24 protein-coding genes are annotated in these 19,626 nt (G+C 54.5%); 16 read left to right on the top strand and 8 right to left on the bottom strand.

Annotated features, from left to right (window positions below):
• Positions 1-142 precede the first annotated feature (142 nt).
• The 3 genes from DJ75_RS12505 to DJ75_RS12495 all read left to right on the top strand — a co-directional run bounded on the left by DJ75_RS12505 (position 143) and on the right by DJ75_RS12495 (position 2,141).
• Positions 143-751 carry a hypothetical protein gene (locus tag DJ75_RS12505; protein ID WP_094524787.1) on the top strand — a complete coding sequence of 203 codons (609 nt, stop codon included), beginning with the start codon at positions 143-145 and terminating at the stop codon, positions 749-751.
• A 121-nt stretch (positions 752-872) separates the two neighbouring features.
• Complete coding sequence (locus DJ75_RS12500; protein ID WP_094524786.1) at positions 873-1,784, top strand: shikimate kinase; 912 nt, start codon at positions 873-875, stop codon at positions 1,782-1,784.
• Between the two features lie 27 nt (positions 1,785-1,811).
• Complete coding sequence (locus DJ75_RS12495; RefSeq protein WP_094524785.1) at positions 1,812-2,141, top strand: chorismate mutase; 330 nt, start codon at positions 1,812-1,814, stop codon at positions 2,139-2,141.
• A gap of 141 nt (positions 2,142-2,282) precedes the next feature.
• Here the strand turns inward: DJ75_RS12495 and DJ75_RS12490 are convergent, their stop codons facing one another.
• From DJ75_RS12490 to DJ75_RS12475, 4 genes are all read right to left on the bottom strand, one after another.
• Entirely contained in the window at positions 2,283-3,437 is a 1,155-nt protein-coding gene (locus DJ75_RS12490) for a tyrosine-type recombinase/integrase (RefSeq protein WP_094524784.1), read from the bottom strand.
• Entirely contained in the window at positions 3,430-3,957 is a 528-nt protein-coding gene (locus tag DJ75_RS12485) for a hypothetical protein (protein WP_094524783.1), read from the bottom strand. The genes DJ75_RS12490 and DJ75_RS12485 overlap by 8 nt, the downstream gene beginning before the upstream one ends.
• Positions 3,954-4,298: a hypothetical protein gene (locus DJ75_RS12480; RefSeq protein WP_141212038.1), complete on the bottom strand. Its 345-nt coding sequence runs from the start codon at positions 4,296-4,298 to the stop codon at positions 3,954-3,956. Before DJ75_RS12480 ends, DJ75_RS12485 begins: the two co-directional genes overlap by 4 nt.
• Before the next feature lie 93 nt (positions 4,299-4,391).
• Entirely contained in the window at positions 4,392-4,670 is a 279-nt protein-coding gene (locus DJ75_RS12475) for a hypothetical protein (RefSeq protein ID WP_094524781.1), read from the bottom strand.
• A gap of 135 nt (positions 4,671-4,805) precedes the next feature.
• Here DJ75_RS12475 and DJ75_RS18320 point away from each other — a divergent pair, with 135 nt between their 5' ends.
• The 3 genes from DJ75_RS18320 to DJ75_RS12465 all read left to right on the top strand — a co-directional run bounded on the left by DJ75_RS18320 (position 4,806) and on the right by DJ75_RS12465 (position 7,582).
• A complete protein-coding gene (locus tag DJ75_RS18320) occupies positions 4,806-5,075 on the top strand; it encodes a hypothetical protein (RefSeq protein WP_141212037.1) in 270 nt (89 codons plus the stop codon).
• 307 nt (positions 5,076-5,382) lie between these two features.
• A complete protein-coding gene (locus DJ75_RS12470; protein ID WP_254921982.1) occupies positions 5,383-6,696 on the top strand; it encodes an adenine-specific DNA methylase in 1,314 nt (437 codons plus the stop codon).
• Between the two features lie 52 nt (positions 6,697-6,748).
• The gene (locus DJ75_RS12465; protein WP_176451454.1) at positions 6,749-7,582 is read left to right on the top strand and encodes an MvaI/BcnI family restriction endonuclease; all 834 of its coding nucleotides are present in this window, start codon (positions 6,749-6,751) and stop codon (positions 7,580-7,582) included.
• A 157-nt stretch (positions 7,583-7,739) separates the two neighbouring features.
• Here DJ75_RS12465 and DJ75_RS12460 read toward each other — a convergent pair whose 3' ends face one another.
• The gene (locus DJ75_RS12460; protein ID WP_254921981.1) at positions 7,740-8,534 is read right to left on the bottom strand and encodes an MvaI/BcnI family restriction endonuclease; all 795 of its coding nucleotides are present in this window, start codon (positions 8,532-8,534) and stop codon (positions 7,740-7,742) included.
• A 445-nt stretch (positions 8,535-8,979) separates the two neighbouring features.
• Here DJ75_RS12460 and DJ75_RS18315 point away from each other — a divergent pair, with 445 nt between their 5' ends.
• From DJ75_RS18315 to DJ75_RS12450, 3 genes are all read left to right on the top strand, one after another.
• Entirely contained in the window at positions 8,980-9,369 is a 390-nt protein-coding gene (locus DJ75_RS18315; protein ID WP_141212036.1) for a hypothetical protein, read from the top strand.
• A 432-nt stretch (positions 9,370-9,801) separates the two neighbouring features.
• Positions 9,802-10,044 (top strand): hypothetical protein, encoded by a 243-nt coding sequence (locus DJ75_RS12455; RefSeq protein WP_094524778.1) that lies wholly within the window; start codon positions 9,802-9,804, stop codon positions 10,042-10,044.
• A 42-nt stretch (positions 10,045-10,086) separates the two neighbouring features.
• The gene (locus DJ75_RS12450) at positions 10,087-10,377 is read left to right on the top strand and encodes a hypothetical protein (RefSeq protein WP_094524777.1); all 291 of its coding nucleotides are present in this window, start codon (positions 10,087-10,089) and stop codon (positions 10,375-10,377) included.
• Between the two features lie 55 nt (positions 10,378-10,432).
• On the opposite strand, the gene DJ75_RS18310 is transcribed toward DJ75_RS12450, so the two are convergent.
• Positions 10,433-10,618: a hypothetical protein gene (locus tag DJ75_RS18310; RefSeq protein WP_141212035.1), complete on the bottom strand. Its 186-nt coding sequence runs from the start codon at positions 10,616-10,618 to the stop codon at positions 10,433-10,435.
• 136 nt (positions 10,619-10,754) lie between these two features.
• Between DJ75_RS18310 and DJ75_RS12445 the strand changes: the two genes are divergently transcribed.
• The 3 genes from DJ75_RS12445 to DJ75_RS12435 all read left to right on the top strand — a co-directional run bounded on the left by DJ75_RS12445 (position 10,755) and on the right by DJ75_RS12435 (position 12,066).
• Positions 10,755-10,967 carry a hypothetical protein gene (locus DJ75_RS12445; RefSeq protein WP_094524776.1) on the top strand — a complete coding sequence of 71 codons (213 nt, stop codon included), beginning with the start codon at positions 10,755-10,757 and terminating at the stop codon, positions 10,965-10,967.
• A complete protein-coding gene (locus tag DJ75_RS12440; RefSeq protein WP_094524775.1) occupies positions 10,964-11,695 on the top strand; it encodes a hypothetical protein in 732 nt (243 codons plus the stop codon). Before DJ75_RS12445 ends, DJ75_RS12440 begins: the two co-directional genes overlap by 4 nt.
• A gap of 191 nt (positions 11,696-11,886) precedes the next feature.
• Positions 11,887-12,066, top strand: a complete 180-nt coding sequence (locus DJ75_RS12435) for a hypothetical protein (RefSeq protein WP_094524774.1) — start codon at positions 11,887-11,889, stop codon at positions 12,064-12,066.
• 119 nt (positions 12,067-12,185) lie between these two features.
• On the opposite strand, the gene DJ75_RS12430 is transcribed toward DJ75_RS12435, so the two are convergent.
• A complete protein-coding gene (locus DJ75_RS12430) occupies positions 12,186-13,196 on the bottom strand; it encodes a PAS domain-containing sensor histidine kinase (protein WP_094524773.1) in 1,011 nt (336 codons plus the stop codon).
• Positions 13,197-13,466: 270 nt separating this feature from the next.
• Between DJ75_RS12430 and DJ75_RS12425 the strand changes: the two genes are divergently transcribed.
• The 4 genes from DJ75_RS12425 to DJ75_RS12410 all read left to right on the top strand — a co-directional run bounded on the left by DJ75_RS12425 (position 13,467) and on the right by DJ75_RS12410 (position 18,222).
• Positions 13,467-13,652, top strand: a complete 186-nt coding sequence (locus DJ75_RS12425; RefSeq protein ID WP_094524772.1) for a hypothetical protein — start codon at positions 13,467-13,469, stop codon at positions 13,650-13,652.
• Between the two features lie 362 nt (positions 13,653-14,014).
• Positions 14,015-14,845, top strand: a complete 831-nt coding sequence (locus DJ75_RS18305; RefSeq protein WP_141212034.1) for a hypothetical protein — start codon at positions 14,015-14,017, stop codon at positions 14,843-14,845.
• A gap of 583 nt (positions 14,846-15,428) precedes the next feature.
• The gene (locus DJ75_RS12415) at positions 15,429-17,495 is read left to right on the top strand and encodes a minichromosome maintenance protein MCM (protein ID WP_094524770.1); all 2,067 of its coding nucleotides are present in this window, start codon (positions 15,429-15,431) and stop codon (positions 17,493-17,495) included.
• A 409-nt stretch (positions 17,496-17,904) separates the two neighbouring features.
• Positions 17,905-18,222, top strand: coding sequence for a hypothetical protein (locus DJ75_RS12410; protein ID WP_094524769.1), 318 nt, complete (start codon positions 17,905-17,907; stop codon positions 18,220-18,222).
• A 204-nt stretch (positions 18,223-18,426) separates the two neighbouring features.
• On the opposite strand, the gene DJ75_RS12405 is transcribed toward DJ75_RS12410, so the two are convergent.
• The coding region (locus tag DJ75_RS12405) for a pentapeptide repeat-containing protein (RefSeq protein ID WP_094524768.1) at positions 18,427-19,626 on the bottom strand (1,200 nt) is incomplete at its 5' end.

The raw sequence follows: 19,626 nt of genomic DNA, 5'->3' as shown, positions 1-19,626 counted from the left end.
CCGACGCGCTCGGACCGGTGCTCACGACCGCGGTCGTCGCCGCCGTCGTCGGCGCGGCGTCCGGCGCGCTCGGGTCGGTGACGGGGTGACCGATGCGGGACCGAGACCCACCGCACCCTCGGGCGGCGGCGAGGAGGGAGCCGTGAGGCGATCGCTCTCTCGGCGGCGGTTGCTCGCCGCTTCCGTCCCCGGCCTGCTCGCCGGCTGTCTCGTGGAGTCGGGGGACGGCGGGGACGGGGTCGCGGAGCCGGACGCCGGCGCGGACGGGGGTGAGTCCGAGAGCGACGCCGAGACGGGAACGGACGAGGGGACCGACAGTGACGGCTCGACCGCCGACCGGTCCGAACCCGACCGAGAGGGCACCGACCAGGTCGACGACGATTCAGTCCCCGACGCCGTCGGTCCGGACGGCTCGGGGCTGGTCGTCGCGAACGCCGAGGTGCTCGACGTGGCCGACGAGGGGTACGAGACGACCGTCGACGCTCGGCTCACCGTCGAGAACCGGGGGCGGTTCACGTACGGTACGGTCGAGTTCCGCGCCGATGCGTACGCGACGCGCCCGAATTCGGCCGAGCGCGACTCGGCCGGCTTCGCGTACGACACGGAGCGGTTCCCGTCCGGAAACCGGTTCGGCGACGGGGTCCGCCGATTCGACGTCTCGATCACGTTCCGGAGTCGGGAGACGAACGTCCCGGCCGACGTGGACTGGTACGAGGTCGACGCCGCGGTGCGGCGCGCGGAGCCGGTCTGAGCCGAGCCGCCCCGGCCCCCCGTGCCGCGCCGTCGTCCCCGCGTGCTACGCCGCCGGCCGCGCCGCCGAGAGTCTCGCCGTGATCGCTACCTCTTTGTCCGCGCTCGCGAGCCGTGAGTGCATGGAGGGACGGGCCGCGGCGCTCGGCGCCGGCACCGTGTTGAACGCGCTCGCGACGGGCACCGGTGCAGCCTTCGGCATCGACGTCGAGACCCGGGCCAGCGTCGCGCTCGACCCGGCGGCCGAGGGCGTCGACGGGACCATCGCCGAGGACCCCGACGCGGACTCCGCCCTGATCGAGCGCTGCGTCGCGCTCGCGACCGAGCGGTGGGGCGACGGCGAGGGCGGCACCGTTCGGACCGACAGCGACGTGCCCCTCGCGGCCGGACTGAAAAGCTCCAGCGCGGCCGCGAACGCTACTGTGCTCGCGACCTGCGACGCGCTGGGCCTGCGCGTGGGGGACGGCGGCGACGGCGCCGGCGGCGACCCGGACCCGGCCGCCGACGTCACCCGGCTGGAGGCCTGCCGGCTGGGCGTGCGCGCGGCCCGCGAGGCGGGCGTGACCGTCACCGGTGCGTTCGACGACGCGACCGCCTCGATGCTCGGCGGCGTGACCGTCACCGACAACGCTGGCGACGAGCTCCGGTCGCGCGAGGCCGTCGACTGGGACGTGCTCGTGTGGACCCCGCCCGAGCGCGCCTACAGCGCGGACGCGGACGTGGCCCGCTGCGAGGCGGTGGCGCCGATGGCGGACCTCGTGGCCGACCTCGCGCTGGACGGCCGGTACGCCGAGGCGATGACCGTCAACGGCCTCGCCTTTTCGGCCGCGCTCGGGTTCGACGCCGATCCCGCGGTCGAGGCGATGCCGCGCGCGACCGGGGTGTCGCTGTCGGGCACCGGGCCGAGCGTCGTCGCCGTCGCGGACCCGACCGACCCGGCGACCGACCTCGACGCGCTCGCCGACGCGTGGGGCGAGCGCCCCGGAACGCTGCGGCGGACGACCACGAGTAACGACGGCGCGGCCGTCGAGTGAGCACACCATCGACCGATCCCACTACCAATGAGTGACACACCGAACTCTGAGGACCGAAGCCTCGACGAACTGCGACACGAGATCGAAGACATCGACCGAGAGATCGTCGAACTGATCGCCCGCCGGACGTACGTCGCGGACACCGTGGCGGCCGTGAAGGAGGAGCGCGACCTCCCGACGACCGACGAGGGCCAAGAGGAGCGCGTCATGGAGCGCGCAGGCGAGAACGCCGAGCGGTTCGACGTCGACGCCAACCTCGTGAAAGCGATCTTCCGGCTGCTGATCGAGCTGAACAAGGTGGAACAAAGACAAATCACGGAAAACGACAGACGGCGCGGGGATGAGGGTTCTGAGTGACTCCCATTTAAATACCCTTCTTATACTCAAAATCACGGATACCCGACGCTATCGGGCGGATTGCGCAAGCTCCCGGAACAACTGACAGTATATTGTGAAAAACCGCCGTCTGGCACCAGATGTGCGCAACCGTCGAGCCAGTCAGAGTCCGAGCGAGAACACTTCATCGCGGTATTCGTCCTCAATTTGCTCGTAGTACATGTGGATATACCGATGGAACGCATCGCGAGTATTATCGATTTCCGATGACTGCACGTCTCCGCGCATGTACTGTACCCACGGTTCAGGCATCCGGGCCTGTAATCTAAACCACGACGAAAACCAGTGGCGTGCGTAGTGCGGTGTAATCGACCGCATCTCGCCATCGTTCGTGACCTCGTACTCGGGCCACCAGTTCTTTCGCCACACGTACTGGAGACTCGACGGTTTCATCTGGCCGCCTTTCTGCGTCAAGAACACGTACGGCGAGCCATTATCGGGCCGAATTAGCAACCAGTCGATGAGGACGCGGCGCGTCTCATCGTCGAGCGGGATGACAGTCGGATTCTTCCGCTTGTTCCCCGGCAGGTTTTCATCGAGGTTTCCCGGTCGGTTCTTCTTCGTGTCGATGAACACGGCGTTGGGTCGCTCGTTGAGTTGGTCGTGTGACCCCATCTGACCGTGGTCCTGCCCCTCGCACCCGTCAAAGTGATTCAGCACGTCCACGTTCGTGATGTGTATGTCCTCTAACCGAAGATTCGCAATCTCCCCCGGTCGCGCCCCCGTTTTCATGCCGAACACTGTTACTGCCCGCTCGCCAACGTGCTTGATTCCGTGAACCTGCTCGCGAACATCGTCGAGGTTGAGTTGCGGGAATTCACGTGGGGCGGTGCTTTTCAGCGGCCCCTTGTTGTTTTTCTTCGCCAACTGGTACGGGTCATACTCTTTAGGGTGGGGGAACCTGTTATCCTCCTGCATCCACTCATACACCTCAGCTACCCGATTTACACGCGCTCGCGCCGAGTCCCCGTTCATCCGCTCGGTCATGCCTTCAATCCACTTCTCGACGTGGTGATGGCTCGCGAGCGTCGGCTCGCGGTCGGGATACGCTCGCGCCATGAACTCAGTCCACAGCGCGAACGCTTCCTCGTATTTCTTCGCGAACGAGTCAGCGATGCCTTTCTTAGGAACCCGTTTTTCGAGGAAACGGTCGTACCAGTCCGCGTCGATACTCTTCATATCCTCGTTGTATGTTTCCAACGGGTCGCTCGTCGTCCCGAACGTCTCCATTACTTCGTCTTCTGGATTCTTAGTCATCGTTTGTTGGTATGTTCTTGCGGTCAAAGAGCCGGGTCTGCCAGATGTCGTACGTCACGCCGCCCAGCAGGACGGCCATAATCGTCGGCTGGTAGCGGTGAGGCCAGTCGGAATTCCACGCCATCCATCGATACCAGCGAAATATCGGTCGGAACTGGAGGTCGTGAGCCGCCTTCATCGTGCTGTTATGGGCCTCTATCTCGTGGGCAAGCCATTTCTCGATGTTGGCAGGGTCAGCGAGTGCCGGGTGGATACCGTGTCGGTCGCAGTATTCACACCAACGACGGTAGGCCCCACCGTACACTGTTTCTCGGGTGTGTGTGGTGCTGTTAGCGAGTTTTTTATCACAGAAATCCTCCCATGCGGCGTCCGCGTCCACGTCGGTTTCGAAGTTTCCGAGGTAGTACAGGTCGGACACGTCCTCGATACGCTTGTACACGCCGAGGTACGCGAGAGCGTCCTGTTCGACGAACGACCCTTCATGATACCCGGACTCGTAGTTGTAGTTCGTTTCAATCATCGCGTGAACCACCGGCCATCCTCGTCCACTGTGAGGTCGCTTCCCTCGGTTTTCTCCAGTACGTTGGTTGTCCGCGACGGTGCTGTCTGAGCGAGATGGTCCGCGATGTTTTTGTAAGTGCAACCGGGGTTGTCCTCGACGTATTCGATTACGACCTCGCGCTCGCTGGTCATGGACTTCTCTTCGAGACGGTGTTTCGCCTCGCGCTCCTCGCGTAACTCGGTGTACAATTCGTTACGCTCGCGGCGGAGTTCGTCCCGGGTCATATCGGGCTCCACCTCGCGCGTGAATTTCTTTAAGCCAGCCTCAACCATCGCTTGCACGAACTGGCTCTCACTCATGCCCATCTCATCTGCTATATCCCGCCATCGCTCTCGACATTCAGTGAGAACGTAGGATTGGACGGGGACTTTTCTTGACACGCTTTGGGCCTCCTAAGCGGTCACCGGCTCAACGAGGATAGCACCGTTGTATGGCCGGTAGCGAATCTCGGTCACGTGGTCGGGATTGATGCCTAGCGAGCGCAGGATGTTGCCGTCCAGAGAGAGAATAGCGACAACACCATACGGTCCTTTGTCGATGGCGGTCTCGTCCGTCTCGCTGGACTCTTGCAGTTCAGAGTCTGGCAAGTCTTCGGATTTGGCCGTATCATCGTTATCGTTAGGGAGGGCGCTGGTGTCTACGGAGGTTGGGTTTTCTTCTTTACTACTCATATATGGTCACGTTTCTCAAAAAGAAGGCATATATTATAAGGTTTCTCATCTCGCGCTAAAATGAGGACAGATATGGCTCGCTCCCATCAATACCTGACCAATAATGTTATTCATGGGGCTCACATCCACTCAACCATGACCCGAACGGCTCGCGATGACATCTGGTCAACCATCATAAAACGATTAGTTGACGAAGGCGAGTTCAAAATAAGCGACCTTGACATTCCAGAGAGCCGCAGACATACCGTGCGTCGCGTCTGTCGGGAGATGGAGAAGATGGGTTATCTTGAGCGAGATAACGAACAGTCGAAGACATGGAGGGCTGGTGAAAAAGCGGAATTGCATCTAAATCTCTCGATGCGGGCTCAAGTTAACGCAGGACTTGATGACCCTGTTAGTAACTAGAGCAGGGCACACGCAGGCTCGCATGATTCCCGAGGCTATCGTGTGTCGTTCATCTGTGGTGGCTTCTTCTACAGGTTCTCGGCTTCCTCTTCGTTTCGTTGAACCCGGCGAGGAGATTCCAGTCAACATGAGTGCTCCTATGTAGGTGCTGTTCGTATCAGCAAGAGAGAAGCCCCTTGGCGAACCGTACGAAACTAATACGCCCTGCAAATAAGCAACTGGACAAATAGAGAGTATTTGAATGACGAAGGACCATCATCAAGCAACACTCGGCTCATCCTCGCACGTTCACGACGACCTCGATAGTGTGACCGACCTCGAAGACGTTGACTGGACATTTGACGGGTACGACACACAGGAGTATACCCACGGCTTGCATCCCTACCCGGCGCGGATGGTCCCCCAAATTGTCCGTGCTCTGCTCAGTTACTACAAGCACAAAGGCGTCATCGAGGCCGGTGACCTTGTGTACGACCCGTTCTCAGGCTCAGGAACGACGACAGTCGAAGGACGACTCGCTGACTTGAACACAAAAGCTAATGACATCAATCCGCTCGCCACCCTGCTGACCCGGGCAAAGTCGTGTCCTCTCGACGTGGACCAGATGATGGACTTCCGAGACAAGGTAATGGAAGACCTTGCCGCTGACCTCCGGCGTACGCGCGAACGGTACGAAGACGGAGGGGCGTTCGACGACATCCGAGAGCCAGAGGTTCGTGATGGTTGGTTCCCCCAACCACACCTTCTCGAACTCTGTGTTATCCGCAACCGTATCAGCGAGGTTGAGTCGAATTGGGACAACGGCAACGAGGATGACCTTGGTCGCTTCTTTCGGGTAGCCCTCTCGAAGACGACTCGAAGGGTCAGTTTCCAGCGCAACGGCGAATATAAACGGTACCGGTTGGCCGAAGAAGACCGTGAGACTCACGACCCCAACGTCTACCGTATCTTCGCGAACAAAGTTGAAGAGAACGTTGACTTGATGAAAGAGTATAGTCAGCGCGTCAACCATGACCGCTCCACGGAAGTCTATCTGGCTGATTCTCGCACTGCAGAAGACATCAAGACGAACAGTGCGGACATCGTGATTACGTCTCCTCCGTATGGTGACCACGGAACTACAGTTGCCTACGGCCAGTTTTCGCAGGACCCCGCTATCGTCGCGTGGGGCCGTGGATATGACGAGATGCGAGAGGTAGACAAGGAGGGCCTTGGCGGTAAGAATCGCAAGCTCGAACCCCTCGACACGCTGGAGGAGTTGTCACCCGCACTTGCGGCCACGCTGGAAACGCTACGAGAGAAAGAGGGTCGTGCTGAAGACGCGATGGAGTTCTTCCGCGACTACTACGCCGTGATGGAACAGGTCGCACGCGTAACTAAGCCCGGTAACCCGGTCGCGTGGGTAGTCGCAAACCGCACGATGAGTCGAGTCAACATCCCGACCCATCTCATCACCAAGGAACTCTGCCAGCACCTTGGGTTTGAGCATCAGTATATGCTTGCCCGGGAGATTCCGAACAAGACTCTCCCGTGGTCAAATGCGCCTGAAAACGTCTCCGGGGTTACAGGTGACCTCATGGCGAAAGAAAACATCGTCGTAATGTCTGCGCCAGACAACTAGTATTACTTGTTTGGTCCATAGGCTTTTACACTGCTGTTGATTGTCCTACGATGTGCCGCACGTTCCTTACGACGAGTTTCTATCTCGGTTGAAATCTATCAAGAGGCTTGGGTATGTCAAGACATTACGCTCGGGGAATACAGGTATCGGGAAGAGTCTTGAAGACCTGCTAGGTATTGAGGAAAACAATAATAGTGCCCCGGACATCGCAAATGTGGAACTAAAATCCCACCGCGCGGACTCAAGTTCACTTATTACGATTAGTACGAAGGCCCCACAAAAAGCGAATCGTAGGCTTTGGGGTGATGCCCTTGCCCAAAAGTATGGATACGAGAATAGCAGTGGGAAGCAGTCTGCACGGACGACTCTGAAGCTAGATGTACCCAGTAAAAAAACTGGGCTCTACCTTTCGTTGGATGATTTCGACAAGGGGAATCTCAGAATATGTCATGAAGAGGATGGTGTTATTGCGACATACACGCCTCTAGAAATAGAAGACTGGGTGCAAAAAGCACAAAACGGGCTCGTACTTGTTGAAGCGGACGTACTCAATAATCTGGACACAGAGTACTTCTGGTACGAATCTGCGACGCGTTACTCTGGGTGGAATAAACATGCTTTTGAGAAATTAATTCGAACTGAAAAACTTCGAATAGATATACGGATTCGTGTCGGCAAAAATAATGGTACTGCAATCAGAGCGAAGGACAAATCAGTACTAAATGAATTATATCAAAATTCGGAGAGTTTGCTAACTGACGTTACTCTTTCCTCCTCACCCTCACCAGTTGACCCGCCATTCGACATGGACTGGGGTACAATTGAAGATGTAGATAATATACGGAGCGCGCTGGGAGAACAACAGACGTTTGAGGATTTTAATTAACCACCACTCCCGATAGTGACACCTGAGTGTTGTCTATTGGTTCTAATCATGCTATCGAGTCTTTACTGCTCTGGACGTGAGTCTATTCTAACTGAATTTTGACACCACCGTCGGTTAGGCGGAATATCAAACGGCTCAGTATCGAGACTCATCAGAACTAGTCGAGGGTATCCTGCTCCGGTGGTAGGTCGTCGTGCGGGCGTGGCGTGATGTCGATGTCCTCAACCTCAGTGTCATTAAGGAGGGCCGTCCGCTCTTCGAACGCTTCATCAAGTCGGCTCTCTTCCATAATCCGCCACGCAGTTCCTCGATTGCGGATGTTACCACTCTCTTTGATGTGCATCCGTAGGTCGAGCGTAATCACGCCGTCGCGCATTAATTGGAGGAAGTCGTCACCGTCGAACCCGTCAAGATGATACGCTTCGTTGTACCAGAAGTGCTCGCGCTCATCGACCTCTTTGGTGTCCGCGATAACCATCACGAGTTCCGGCATCTTTGCCTCGAACGTCTCCTGTAGGAAATCGAGAGGATAAGTGGCTACGACGCCGTAATCTTCGTGTGAGACCGCCACCGATGAGTGGTCATATGTGAGGAAGAAACCTCGGTTGTTGGGCATGTCCGGTCGAACTGTAACCTTGAGTGCCTGTCGTCCCTTCCCATCCTCGTAGCCAAGTTTACGTACGAGGTCTTGGTTCCACAACCGCCGCTGGCCACGTGGAGGCTCTTTAGTGAATAACGTATTGAGGTTGTTTGAGTGACTGCGCGTCGATTTCAGTTCGACACCAGCCGCGTCGGGCCCCGGGATGTTGTTCTCCTCAATACCAAGCAGGTCTTCAAGTGTCTTGCCGATTCCCGTGTTCCCTGCACGATGGGTCTCAACGTAACCGAGCCGCTTGACCTCCCGCAGTTGAGAGACGAAATCCTCGAAAGATTTGACCATACTCCGGTCCATACATGAAGTGGTCCTAATTCTTTCGCATATATGTGAATCTCAAGTGGAGTTGGAATTACGAAGGCACCAAAAAACGGGACATAGACCGTAGTGAACCGCCAAAGTCGCAGAAACGACGTATCACCCAAAATTTGCTTGACTACAAACCCGACACTCAACTTCCGAGATTATGTTCGAGGTGCTCCAAGTGTGGCGGCGGTCTATGGATAGAACCGTCTGAGGAGTGACACCTCCTGATATATTTAGCTCTATTAAAATCCTCAGAATCTGATGGGAATGGAGTGCAAGATACAGAGAGTGTAATCATTATGGCAACTGCGTTATTCTCTCTAGATAGTATCTGAATTAACTGTAACAACAGGTACGTGAATTAGCTAATTCGGATTATGACATCTCAGCGACTGAGGCGGAATGTTGAATAGAGTCTGTGATTGGTTAATTACACATGGTTGAGCGAAACGAAATTAGTCGTTCACTTGCACAAACTGTCTACGATTTGATTGACGATGATATTGTGACTTCAGTATACATCGGCCCAGAAATTGCGGGTCCTCCAGAACGCCCGCGAGTATACTACATTCCCTGTAATCAGTCTTCAATCGCATGGATTGACCACGGAGATAAAGCTAACCAAACTGTGCTAGATTGTCAACATGACGATGGGAAGACCGCTGTTGCAGAGTTGGTCTCAGAGTATATTAAAAAATTAATTGAACAAAATCCCGAAGAATCAGTTCCAATTGAATTTGACGGCCCGAGAGAAGATGTTGGACAGATTCGTTCGTTGATGACTGTCCCAGAATCTTTCTACACGGAAACGCCATCTAACGCCTAAGCTAGGAACTGATGGGTTTATTTTATATTTTTTTTTGTATTGATTAGTTGGAACTGAGCGAATCTACAGGTGATTTCCTACAAGACACGCTTGCTGTCATACTGGGAGACTTGTGTTGCGCAGTGACTGACCAGCGTCCGATAATGACCTACTTCTTGACGCTCATCTCCCAACATGCGCAGCTAGCGTACCCCCGTACGCACAGTCGGGAGCTATCCGTCTGAACATCGTCGCATCTGTGTGTCTCCCAGACAAACTGGACACATCCGTTTCAGGTTTCTCGGAAGGTGCAACGCGTTCAGGAAGTCCGGGTATCAAGTGTTCCGTCTGGGAGAAGGTCTCTCCACCGAAAGTCCAGTTTGAGGACGATAACTGACACCTATCGAACTGTTTCACAATACTGTTTTAACTCCTGATACGTTCGGTCTGGATATGAGCGGCGACCGCATCATCCAGTTCATCGTTGGCGCGGTCGGGACAGCCATCATGGTACTGGTCGTCATCGCAGTCTTCAGTCACCTGCTTGCCTCGCCCGCCGCTCTCCAACCGGGCGACCCGTTCTATCCTGTCCAGCACGACCTCGTTGAGACAGTAGCGACTGTCCTTCCGTGGCTCGTCCCGGGAGCGATTGGGGCCGCCGCCGTGGTCCTAGCTATTCTCCGAGACGGCTTCTGAGCACTCGGCGCTCTTTTGCCATCACTCATCGTTGGCAAAGATATGACCGAATACAAGCTTGACCTCTCGTTTGGTTCTGATGGGGTGGTTCATTTGCACGTGTTCGACCTTGACGACCCCGAGCCCGGCGCTATCGAGACGTGCGAGGTTGGCGAGGATTTAGATACAGAGGCACTCCGGCGTGCGTGGGGACGGTTCCAATCTGACGGTCTCGATTCCGCAACGGTGGGCCGGGACGACTGGGAAGGGTCAACTCCGAGTGATGCGGGTGAGGCTCTATTCGGGGATATGGACTCATTCCTCAACGAGAATCAGGACGCCGACGAACTCTGATGACCCGTCCTATTCTTGAGTATTATTCCAGAGTCAGTCAGGAAGTATGGGTCTATTAGTCCGTATGGTCGAGGAGAGTTTCTGCGAGGTCTCGCGCAGTCTCGGAGTCGAGTACGGCGGACATCGAGGCAGTGTGGTCACCCGTTGAGTCTATAACGAGTCGGATGTTGTCGCTGTTCGTCTCAACCGATACCTCTGCGCCTCCGCCGAATCCGATGTCAACGTGACCGCTTCCTTCCATACTGTCCTATTGATGTCGGACCTCTTGGTTGTTGCTCACTGGTTCAGGAAGTCGGGATTTCGTTCGAGAAGTGACCACACCGTGTACCCACCAAGATAACATATTAGGTATCCTACGGGGTAGTACTAAACAGAATATGCCGAAAACCAAGGTATCTGTGACCTCAACGGAGGTCGAAAACGACGATGGAACTTCGCGAACTGTGGTACAAGCTCGCACGACAATCCCAAAAGACATCCGCGAGTTCTTCAGTCTCGAACAGGGCGACGAACTCGAATGGGGCATGGGAAGCGCCAAAAACAAAATCGAACTCGGAATCATCAAAGGAGGAGATGGTGACAGCGAATGACCCGGGCGGCGTGGGTGGCCCGGTCGTCACAGGGGTCGGGTGACAAGCTCGGCCTGACGATGCAGAAGGAGGCGTGTCAGGAACGTGCGGAAGAACTCGCGGACGAGGTGGACGCCATCAACCTCGGCATCCACACTGGATTCAGTACCCACGTCAAGCCTGACGCCGAGGAACGCATCGACAACAACGAAGACATCCTTCAGCTTGTCGAAGACCTCCGCGAGGGTGTGTATGACTACGTGGTCGCTCACGACCCATCACGCATCGCGAGGGATGAGTATTGGTTTGAGGTTCGCCGGGCGGCCCTTCTCGGGGACGCTGAGTTTGTTTTCCTCGATGAGGCTCTCCCCGACGTGGACGACTACGCGTTCGCAGTGACCCATGTGGTTGAGGCGGGCGTCAAGCGGAGGGAGTTCACAAAGAGTGCGGCGGTGAAGGCTCGTCGGGAGGCACAGGGTCTGCCGGACGGACGCCCTCCGAAGGGGATGCGGTACAACGATGACGCCACGGCGCACGTCCCCGACACGGAGAAGTTCCTCGGAGTCCTCGAAGTCGTCGCCTGCCTCCAAGCCGAAGTACCGTACTCGACCATCGTGGACGAGACCGGAGTCGGCAAGGGCTCGATTACAGGAATCAAGACCCGCCTCGACTACTACATCGAGCAGGCGGAGGAACACGGCTATGAGATTCCTGACGTTCCCACCTCCGATAAAAGCAAGAATCAATAAAATCGTAGCGCGCGTTTCCGCTGTAAGTGTCCTCGTATTGCTTTCTCCCACCCAACAACGAGGTATCCAAGTGCGCGTTTCCGCTGTAAGTTCTCTCATAGACCGCCCAACTCCAACGTGCGAAACCAATACGGTACGACAATCCGTAGGTGGTGATAACAGACAACCATACGGCATAGATGACCTAGACCATGACTGAAACTTTGAACGAGATTTATGCCATCGCCGCTATCGGGACGCTCATCCTCGGCCTCGCCGCAATATCGACTGGTATCAGACCGACCGAAATCGAACCCATCATCCTTGTAGGAGCACTCGTCGTCGGCATCATCAACATCTACTGGCTTTTTGCCGGTGACAGGGCGTACTGATACCCCTCATTCAGAACGCTCCAACCAAGTACATAGATGCGTACGGCTCTGTTGAAATATTATCATTCAGACATATTCTCTCCTGAAACAGGAGGTTGTTGAAAAGTTCCAATTCGTTATTAAGCAAATGTAATGTTTCTAAATTCAAACCTCGCACCACCCTCCCTTCCTTCCGAAACATTCAGGTTCCAATTGTGGTTCTCAATAATCTCGTTCACAATACTGAGACCGAATCCTGTCCCGTTAGTCTTTGTTGAGAACCCAAATTCGAGAAGGGAGTCACGAGCGTCTTCAGAGATACCCCGACCGTTGTCCTCAACGTAGAATCCATTATCTAACGCACCTATCGTGATTATTACGTCTTTTCCTCCGTGTTCAATCGCGTTACGGAAGAGGTTTTCAAGTACTTGCTTGAATTGACTTTCGTCTGCTACGATAGTTCGCTCTGTCTCAATATTAAGAGTTGATTCATTCGTATCAAGGTTCTGCCAGCATTTCTCACTAATCTCCTGTAGATTTACGGCATCTAAGAGTGGTTCAGTCTCACTCTCTTGTGATAGTATCAAAAGGTCATCAATCAATTCGTTCATTCTGTCGAGAGACCGTTCCATCGCATCAAAGTGTTCGCTCTCGCAGTCGTCTTGAGCGAGTTCTAACCGTCCTTGCATCACGTTCAACGGATTACGAAGGTCGTGAGAGACGACGCTGGCAAATCGGTCAAGATTGTCTCGTTCTCGTTCTAATTGCTGTTCGTATCCCTTGCGGCAAGAAATATCACGTGAGGAAATCACATAGCCTCCAAGCTCTCTCACCGACTTATTACTCCCTCGGGCCTCCATCCATATCCACGACCCATCCTTGTGTCGGAACCGAAATTCGACATCTCCCGTAGTGTAATCTACATCTGCCTCAATAACCTCATAAAACGCCTCAAGGGTCTTCTGCCGGTCGTCAGGATGTATATACTCGAATACATTATCGCCCCTTAGCTCATCAGGTTTATAGCCGAGAACACGCTCGATAGACGGGCTTTCATGCTGGATGACACCCTCTCCATCCAATACCGTTAATATATCGACGGTATGTGTAATGAGTTCTTCAAAGGCCTGTCCAGTCAACTTTGAAACCATTACCGAGGGGCAATCAAGGAGCTATTTAGGAATAACTATTAAAAAATCAAATTACATAATCCCGAAGCAGTACAGTCATACCCTTTGTATTTGCTGTACTGACCGGAACCGAGTCGGAATGTATCACCTGCTAAGGATTTCAACAAAGCCATGCGTACATAAACACGTACATAGCCACGTACACAATCTGGGCCACAGAGAGTACGTTTCGTGAGCTTTTCTGCGTGCGTCCGGGGAAACACCGTTGCACGTCACTGTTGTGGTATCCGTATGGATTTTGACAAGTACGATGCGGTCTATGCCGTGCTCGCTAGGGGTGACCGTATATCCCGACATGACCACGACGTGCCGCCAGCGACGATGCGTGAGCTTGAACGAATGGATATAATCGCCCGCGACGAGGACGGCTATCATATCGCTGGGCCGATGTTCGAGGTACTGCGCGGTGAGTTCTGATAGTTTTTGGCTCCGGGGCGCTCTGAATGAGGTGTGTCCTCCTCCCCAGAAAGCTCATGAAACGTACTCTCTATTTGGCCACAGATAATCCACCTGAGGTACTGCAGGTGACTTAGATAAATCAGGTACAGAACCTAACTCAGGATACTAAGGATTACTCGTTACAGGAAGGGATGCATCTCTGGTGACTCCCGCTCCACAACTCGCCATCTCAGTTCAGGAGACGACCTCTCGTTTTTATTTCGAAACAGATGAATCCACAATAGTGGTGTCGTGAGTTGAGGAATTCCCGTCGAAAACCTGTAAATATCAACAGGAATATATCAAGACCAATAGGGTTTCTCACACAATATATTGATATAATGACGACCCTCGAACACCGTGGAAATAACATCGATAAACTCGATAAACGAATCCTCCTCGCATTATTCGAGGACGTACTATCTGCGAAGGACATCTGCGACGAGTGGGCGCTCGCCGACTCTGATGAGGCCCGTGTTCGATATAGAATCAGAGAGCGTCTTGGTCGAGGCGATGGTCGTCTCGTGCAAATCTATGATGCGGAGGAAGTGCCCGGTGGAGTCAGTGACCGAAACATCTACTCACTTACGCCAAACGGTGAGGAATATGTGCGGTCGCACTACGAAGCTCTAGAAACTCCTGCGAGTATTGATGACCTGCGGCGAGATATTCAGGACGTGCGGAGTGAAGCTCGGGACGCGAGTGAGAGCGCGGAAGACGCGATGGGCGTGGCAACGTCCCAGAGAGAGCGAGTCAACGACTTACAGCGAGACAAACACACAATCAACGACAGGAGCAAAGAAAATCGAAAGCGGTTGACCGAACTGGAACGAGAAGTATTCGACGACGGATTTGGCGACCTCTCTCTCCGTGAACTCATCGACCAGATAGAAGACGCATCAATCAATCGAGTCGAGGACGTGCGGCACGATTTGAACCGGGTGGAACAGGACGCCCGACGAGAGTTCGCGAGGGCAGATGACCTGACCGAAGTGCAGAAGACCAGTCACCGAACCTCCAAGCTCACGAAGAATCTGGCCGAACGCGTCAACAAGTTAGAGTCGGAACTCGAACAGGAACAGAGTCGGAACGACGACCTCGAACGTCGTGTTGTACAACTGGAGCGTGCAATCCAGTCGTCGGGAGGTCTGAAAGGACTGTTGTACGGCTGACCTCTTTCCGGACTTGTGAGTCGGGAGTTATTGAAACGAAGGGGTTGGCTTATGTCTCACCCCTGAAACAGTCCCAACCCCGAATCGCCGGAAGTGCCCAGAACGACTTCATAACCCGATGTCTGGACATATTTGTATAGGAACTAAGAGTCCTTATATCTTTATACACTTGACATATTCGGCCCACAATTCGATGACGAGGAATACCCCCCATGAACCCCCCCGCATCTTCAGTTTTCGTGAGCGATGAGCCGTCAGAGACAGATATTCCATCATCTTCAGGGGTGGGGGGGTCAAACGAGTGTGCTTATGGAATTTCTTCTCCTTGCTATATACTAACGTATAACAAACTCTTATTCACGGATAAACACCGCTACAACCCCCCCCCACCCCCGTTGTAAAAAGCGGAAAGAAGGTTATCGGCATCTTCTGGGCGTCTCCCTACGGAATCCTTCCCAGAATGGGGGGTCAAGGGGGGTATGTAAACATCTACCACTATTGCTACTGTGTATCAATAGACTTTATATATACTTACTATCAGTTTGGCGATAGGTATTTACACTAATCATTTAAATTACATGATATGGCGTCTCACCCCGACGCGGAAGCGAGTAGCGTAGCGCGGCAATCAACCAAGGCAGACAAAGCGTGTCTGACGTTCGGCCCAGCGAGTACTGACCCTGTTCAGCACTCCGCCTATGATGCGTTCTTCACTTCCTCGACCGGCGAGCAGATTCTCGAAGTGACGATTGACGAAATCGGTGACGCACTTAGCTCGCATGTGGATGACGTGTCCAAAGAGGAGGCGATTCGTATTGTATCGGAGAATTCGGATGAGTATCTGATGAATCTCGTTGATTGGTCTCGTGAGAACGGGTACGATGACGTATCAATTCAGGGAAGCCCTCTCAGCAAGCGTGTAGAAGACATCCGTGCAGATGACATCGGTCATCTCGTTGAGTTTGATGTTCGCTGTACAGACCGGACGGAGCAGTACCCGTCTGTGTTTATGGCCATCTTCACCTGCAAACAGTGCGGAAGCACCGTTGAATGGGAGCAGTCTCGGTCGGCTGGTAAGTTGGACAAGCCGCCGGGATGTCCCAGCGACAATTGTGCGAAAAAATACCTCGAATACGAGGAGACTCTGACGGCTCGTGACTACTTCGTGGACACTCAGCAGGCTATCCTTCAAGACCTCCACCAGCACTCAACGACGGCAAATCCGGAGGACATCAAGGCAGACCTGTATAATCATCACGTGGGTTCGGTCGAGCCGGGCGACAAAGCAACAGTCACTGCTGTTGTTCGGGTCATCGAAAAGGAGGAGAAGCAGACTGACTTCTTCCTTCAAATCACAGATGTAGAACTCCAGCACCGTGAGTTTGAGGCAATTGAACTCACTGAGGAGGACGAACAGGCCATCAAGGAACTGTCGGAAGACCCCGAAATCATCGACCGTCTTGCGAGTTCCATCGCGCCGAAGATTAGCGGGGAGGAGTACATGCTCGCTCGGAAAGCGGCTCTGTACCAGATGTTCGGAGGTGTTGACCATTCCAACCCCGGCGAATACGCGCGACACGTAATTCACGTGGCGTACGTGGGCGATTCTGGCGTCGGGAAGTCGAAGCTCGCGAAGGCGACGGCCCGAATCGCACCCACGTCGGTTTACAAGTCTGCGGACAACGTGACCGAGGTCGGGCTTACCGCCGCTGTGACCCACGAAGAGAGATTTGACACTTCGAAGTGGACTGTCTCAGGTGGCGCACTCGTCCGCGCGGACGGTGGTCACGCGGTGATTGACGAATTGGATAAGGCTCCGGATTCCATTCAGGGCTCGCTTCAAGAACCCCTCTCGGAAGGGACTGTCAGCGTCTCGAAGTCAAAGGTTCACGCGAAGCTTTACTCGCGGTGTTCGGCACTCCTCATCGCTAACCCGCACAACGGAAACTTCGACGTGTATCAGCCCCTTGCAGACCAGATTAAATTCAATCCTGCTGTCTGGGACCGGATGGACATCATCGTGCCGTTTCTTAACAAAGCCGATGAAGAGAAAGACTCCGACATCGCAGACGGTGTGTTCGACCAGATAAACGGCGATGGTGAGGCGAACGTCGTCTCGGAGGATATGATGCAGAAGTACATCGCCTACGCCCGTCACATCAACCCAGAGTGGGACGACGATGCGATGGAGCGTGTCAAAGGCAAGTGGAAGTCTATCCGAGCATCCTCGGGTGACGGTCGTGTAACTATCGGCCCGCGCCAGCTTGAGGGAATGGTTCGGATTGCAGAAGCATCCGCCCGTGCCCGTCTGTCGGATACTGTCACGATGGAAGATGCGGAGAACTCTCTCAGCATCATGACGACGTGGATGTCCTTGTTGATGACCGATGAGTCGGGTGCGTGGGACATCGAGGCTCTGTCTGGCGTCACGGCGGCTCAGCGGAAGCCTGAGGACGAAATGTGGCGTGCGATTCAATTCCACGACACCGGGGAAGGTGCAGTCCGAGAAGATGTCATCGACCGGATGAAGTCTCGCACGGACCTCGACCGTTCCGAGGTACAGCAGACGATTAATTCAGCCACGGGTCGGCAGGACGCAGAGCAGGACACGACCACTGACGGCGCGAAGGTCTTGTTCGACCGGAGGTAGACTATCGGTGCAACCAGCGGTTCAGCGACCTTTTTGAAGTTCGTCCATCATTCCTGCCGGGACGCACATCACTCGCCACGAGTGGCCACAATCACATTCCATCGAGGATGACCCAGACTCGACATGCATCGTATCCTTGCACTCGGAACAGGTTAGCGTCCCGGGGCGCTCGCTAAACAGGTCCTCTGGCGAGATGTTCGTTGAGCGGTCGGGCACATCGTAGTCGTCATCTGGTGTCTTATGTTCGTCAGTCATCCAAATATCCTCAGTCGGTGTTATAAGATAATTCTTATCATTCGAATATCATGTATGTGCTGGATTATGTACGTGTCTACGTACGTGCGTACGTACACGTTCTAAGCGGTCTGAATGAGGGGTGTCTATATCATCTGGCTGGGTCGTCGAAGTAATGACGGACAACCATGAGAGGCGGGCAAAGGAATTTCAGGAATCGGTTTGGGTCGCGATGGAGGGCTGGGAGGTTCTGCCCCGAGAGTGGACCGAGGAAGTAGAGTTGCTCGACGAGTTGCACGTCTTTTCCTCGTTGGATGGCACGGGAGTCTCGGTCGTACTGGAGGGATTCTCATCCGAGAGCGCGGCAGACGAGAGCGTTGATGCGATTCTGAACCGAACAGAGAGTGCTCCAGAGCCCGATAACGTGCGCGTCTCTGAAGTGCCCTATCGTGAGGACTGGGAGGTTCGCTGTCGGTTCTTCAGTGATGATTGAATCTCATCACTAGAGGTGGTCGCTTCAAGACTCATAGATGGAATTTTCGAGAGCCTATATGCAAGCCCACTAAGACACCATCCAGACTCACGGTTACGAGTGGAAGACGAACGCGCTGGGGCAAAAGATTACCAACCCGCGTTCGTATTACCGAGGACAGCGAGTCTGGAGCCTTCAACTGGCCTATCCCCTTAGAATCCGATTTCACCGCGCTACACGCCGACCGATGACAAACACGAACAGGGCGATAAGCAACGCTCCCGCTAGCGACTCAAACCCAACAAGCAGGCGTGATACGGGACTGGCCGGATAGAAATCGCCGTAGCCGATAGTGGAGAACGTTATGATGCTGAAATACAGGCCGTTTAGCAGGGTGGTAATGACTTCCGGTAATGTTAGTTCTGCGACAGTCGTAATCTGGTATGTAATCACATCTGTTGTCTCGGGATTATTCCGCGCAACGCCACTCCACGGACTCACGTAGAGAATCCCACAGGTAATTATAAGAAAAGCAGATACTATGAGCAATTGTCGCAGACTTTCGCCGTGTCGGTGAAGTCTCCAATTTATTGTTGAGACGAAGTACTGACCGAGGGAGATAATCCACGAATCGTCCGTTGAGTCATGCTGTCTGAATCGTTGAGGAATCTGTTCGTGAATTGGGTCTGGTAGTGTCCTAAGAATTGGTTCAAATGCACCGATGAATTGGTGTTTCCGTTGAGCTTCTTGCTTACGTATGTGAGCATTACGAGCACGTCTATCCATCGCGTTCTCTTCAAATAACGACTCTAGACGACGATAGGTCCACGCGGCGGCCCGGAGACGGGGCACGCCTTCATTCGTAGAGACTCCCGTGTTCGGGTCGTACTCGTACCGACACTTCTCCCCGTATCGCCCATCTTTAATTCCGAACTGCGTTTCACCGTTGATACGAACGTCTCTAAACGCAGTCTGGTAAAGTCTCGCTCCAGAGAGGTTCGTATCGCGAAGGTCTGTACCATCCTCAAACTGTGCATTCTCCAGCGAGGCACCGAGCGGGTCCGTCGTGGACTCTTCTGGGCCTACAACTATCGCGCACGCTGGTCTAAACGCGGCACCTCGCAAATCGGCATCAAAAAACTCGGCTTCCTGTATATTCGCCTCTGATAGATTGGCTCGCTGTAGATTTGTGCCTAGAAACTTGGCTTCAGAGAGGTCAGCATCGAGAAACTTGGCTTCAGAGAGGTCAGCATCGGGAAACTCAGCTTTAGAGAGGTCGGCATCGAGAAACTTGGCTTCAGAGAGGTCGGCATCGGGAAACTCAGCTTTAGAGAGGTCAGCATCGGGAAACTCAGCTTTAGAGAGGTCAGCATCGGGAAACTCAGCTTTAGAGAGGTCAGTATCGGGAAACTCAGCTTCAGAGAG

The sequence above is a fragment of the Halorubrum sp. Eb13 genome (assembly GCF_002252895.1).
Taxonomy (GTDB): Archaea; Halobacteriota; Halobacteria; order Halobacteriales; family Haloferacaceae; genus Halorubrum.
Note: the sequence above shows the minus strand (reverse complement) of the source record. Positions and strands in the feature narration are given on the sequence as shown.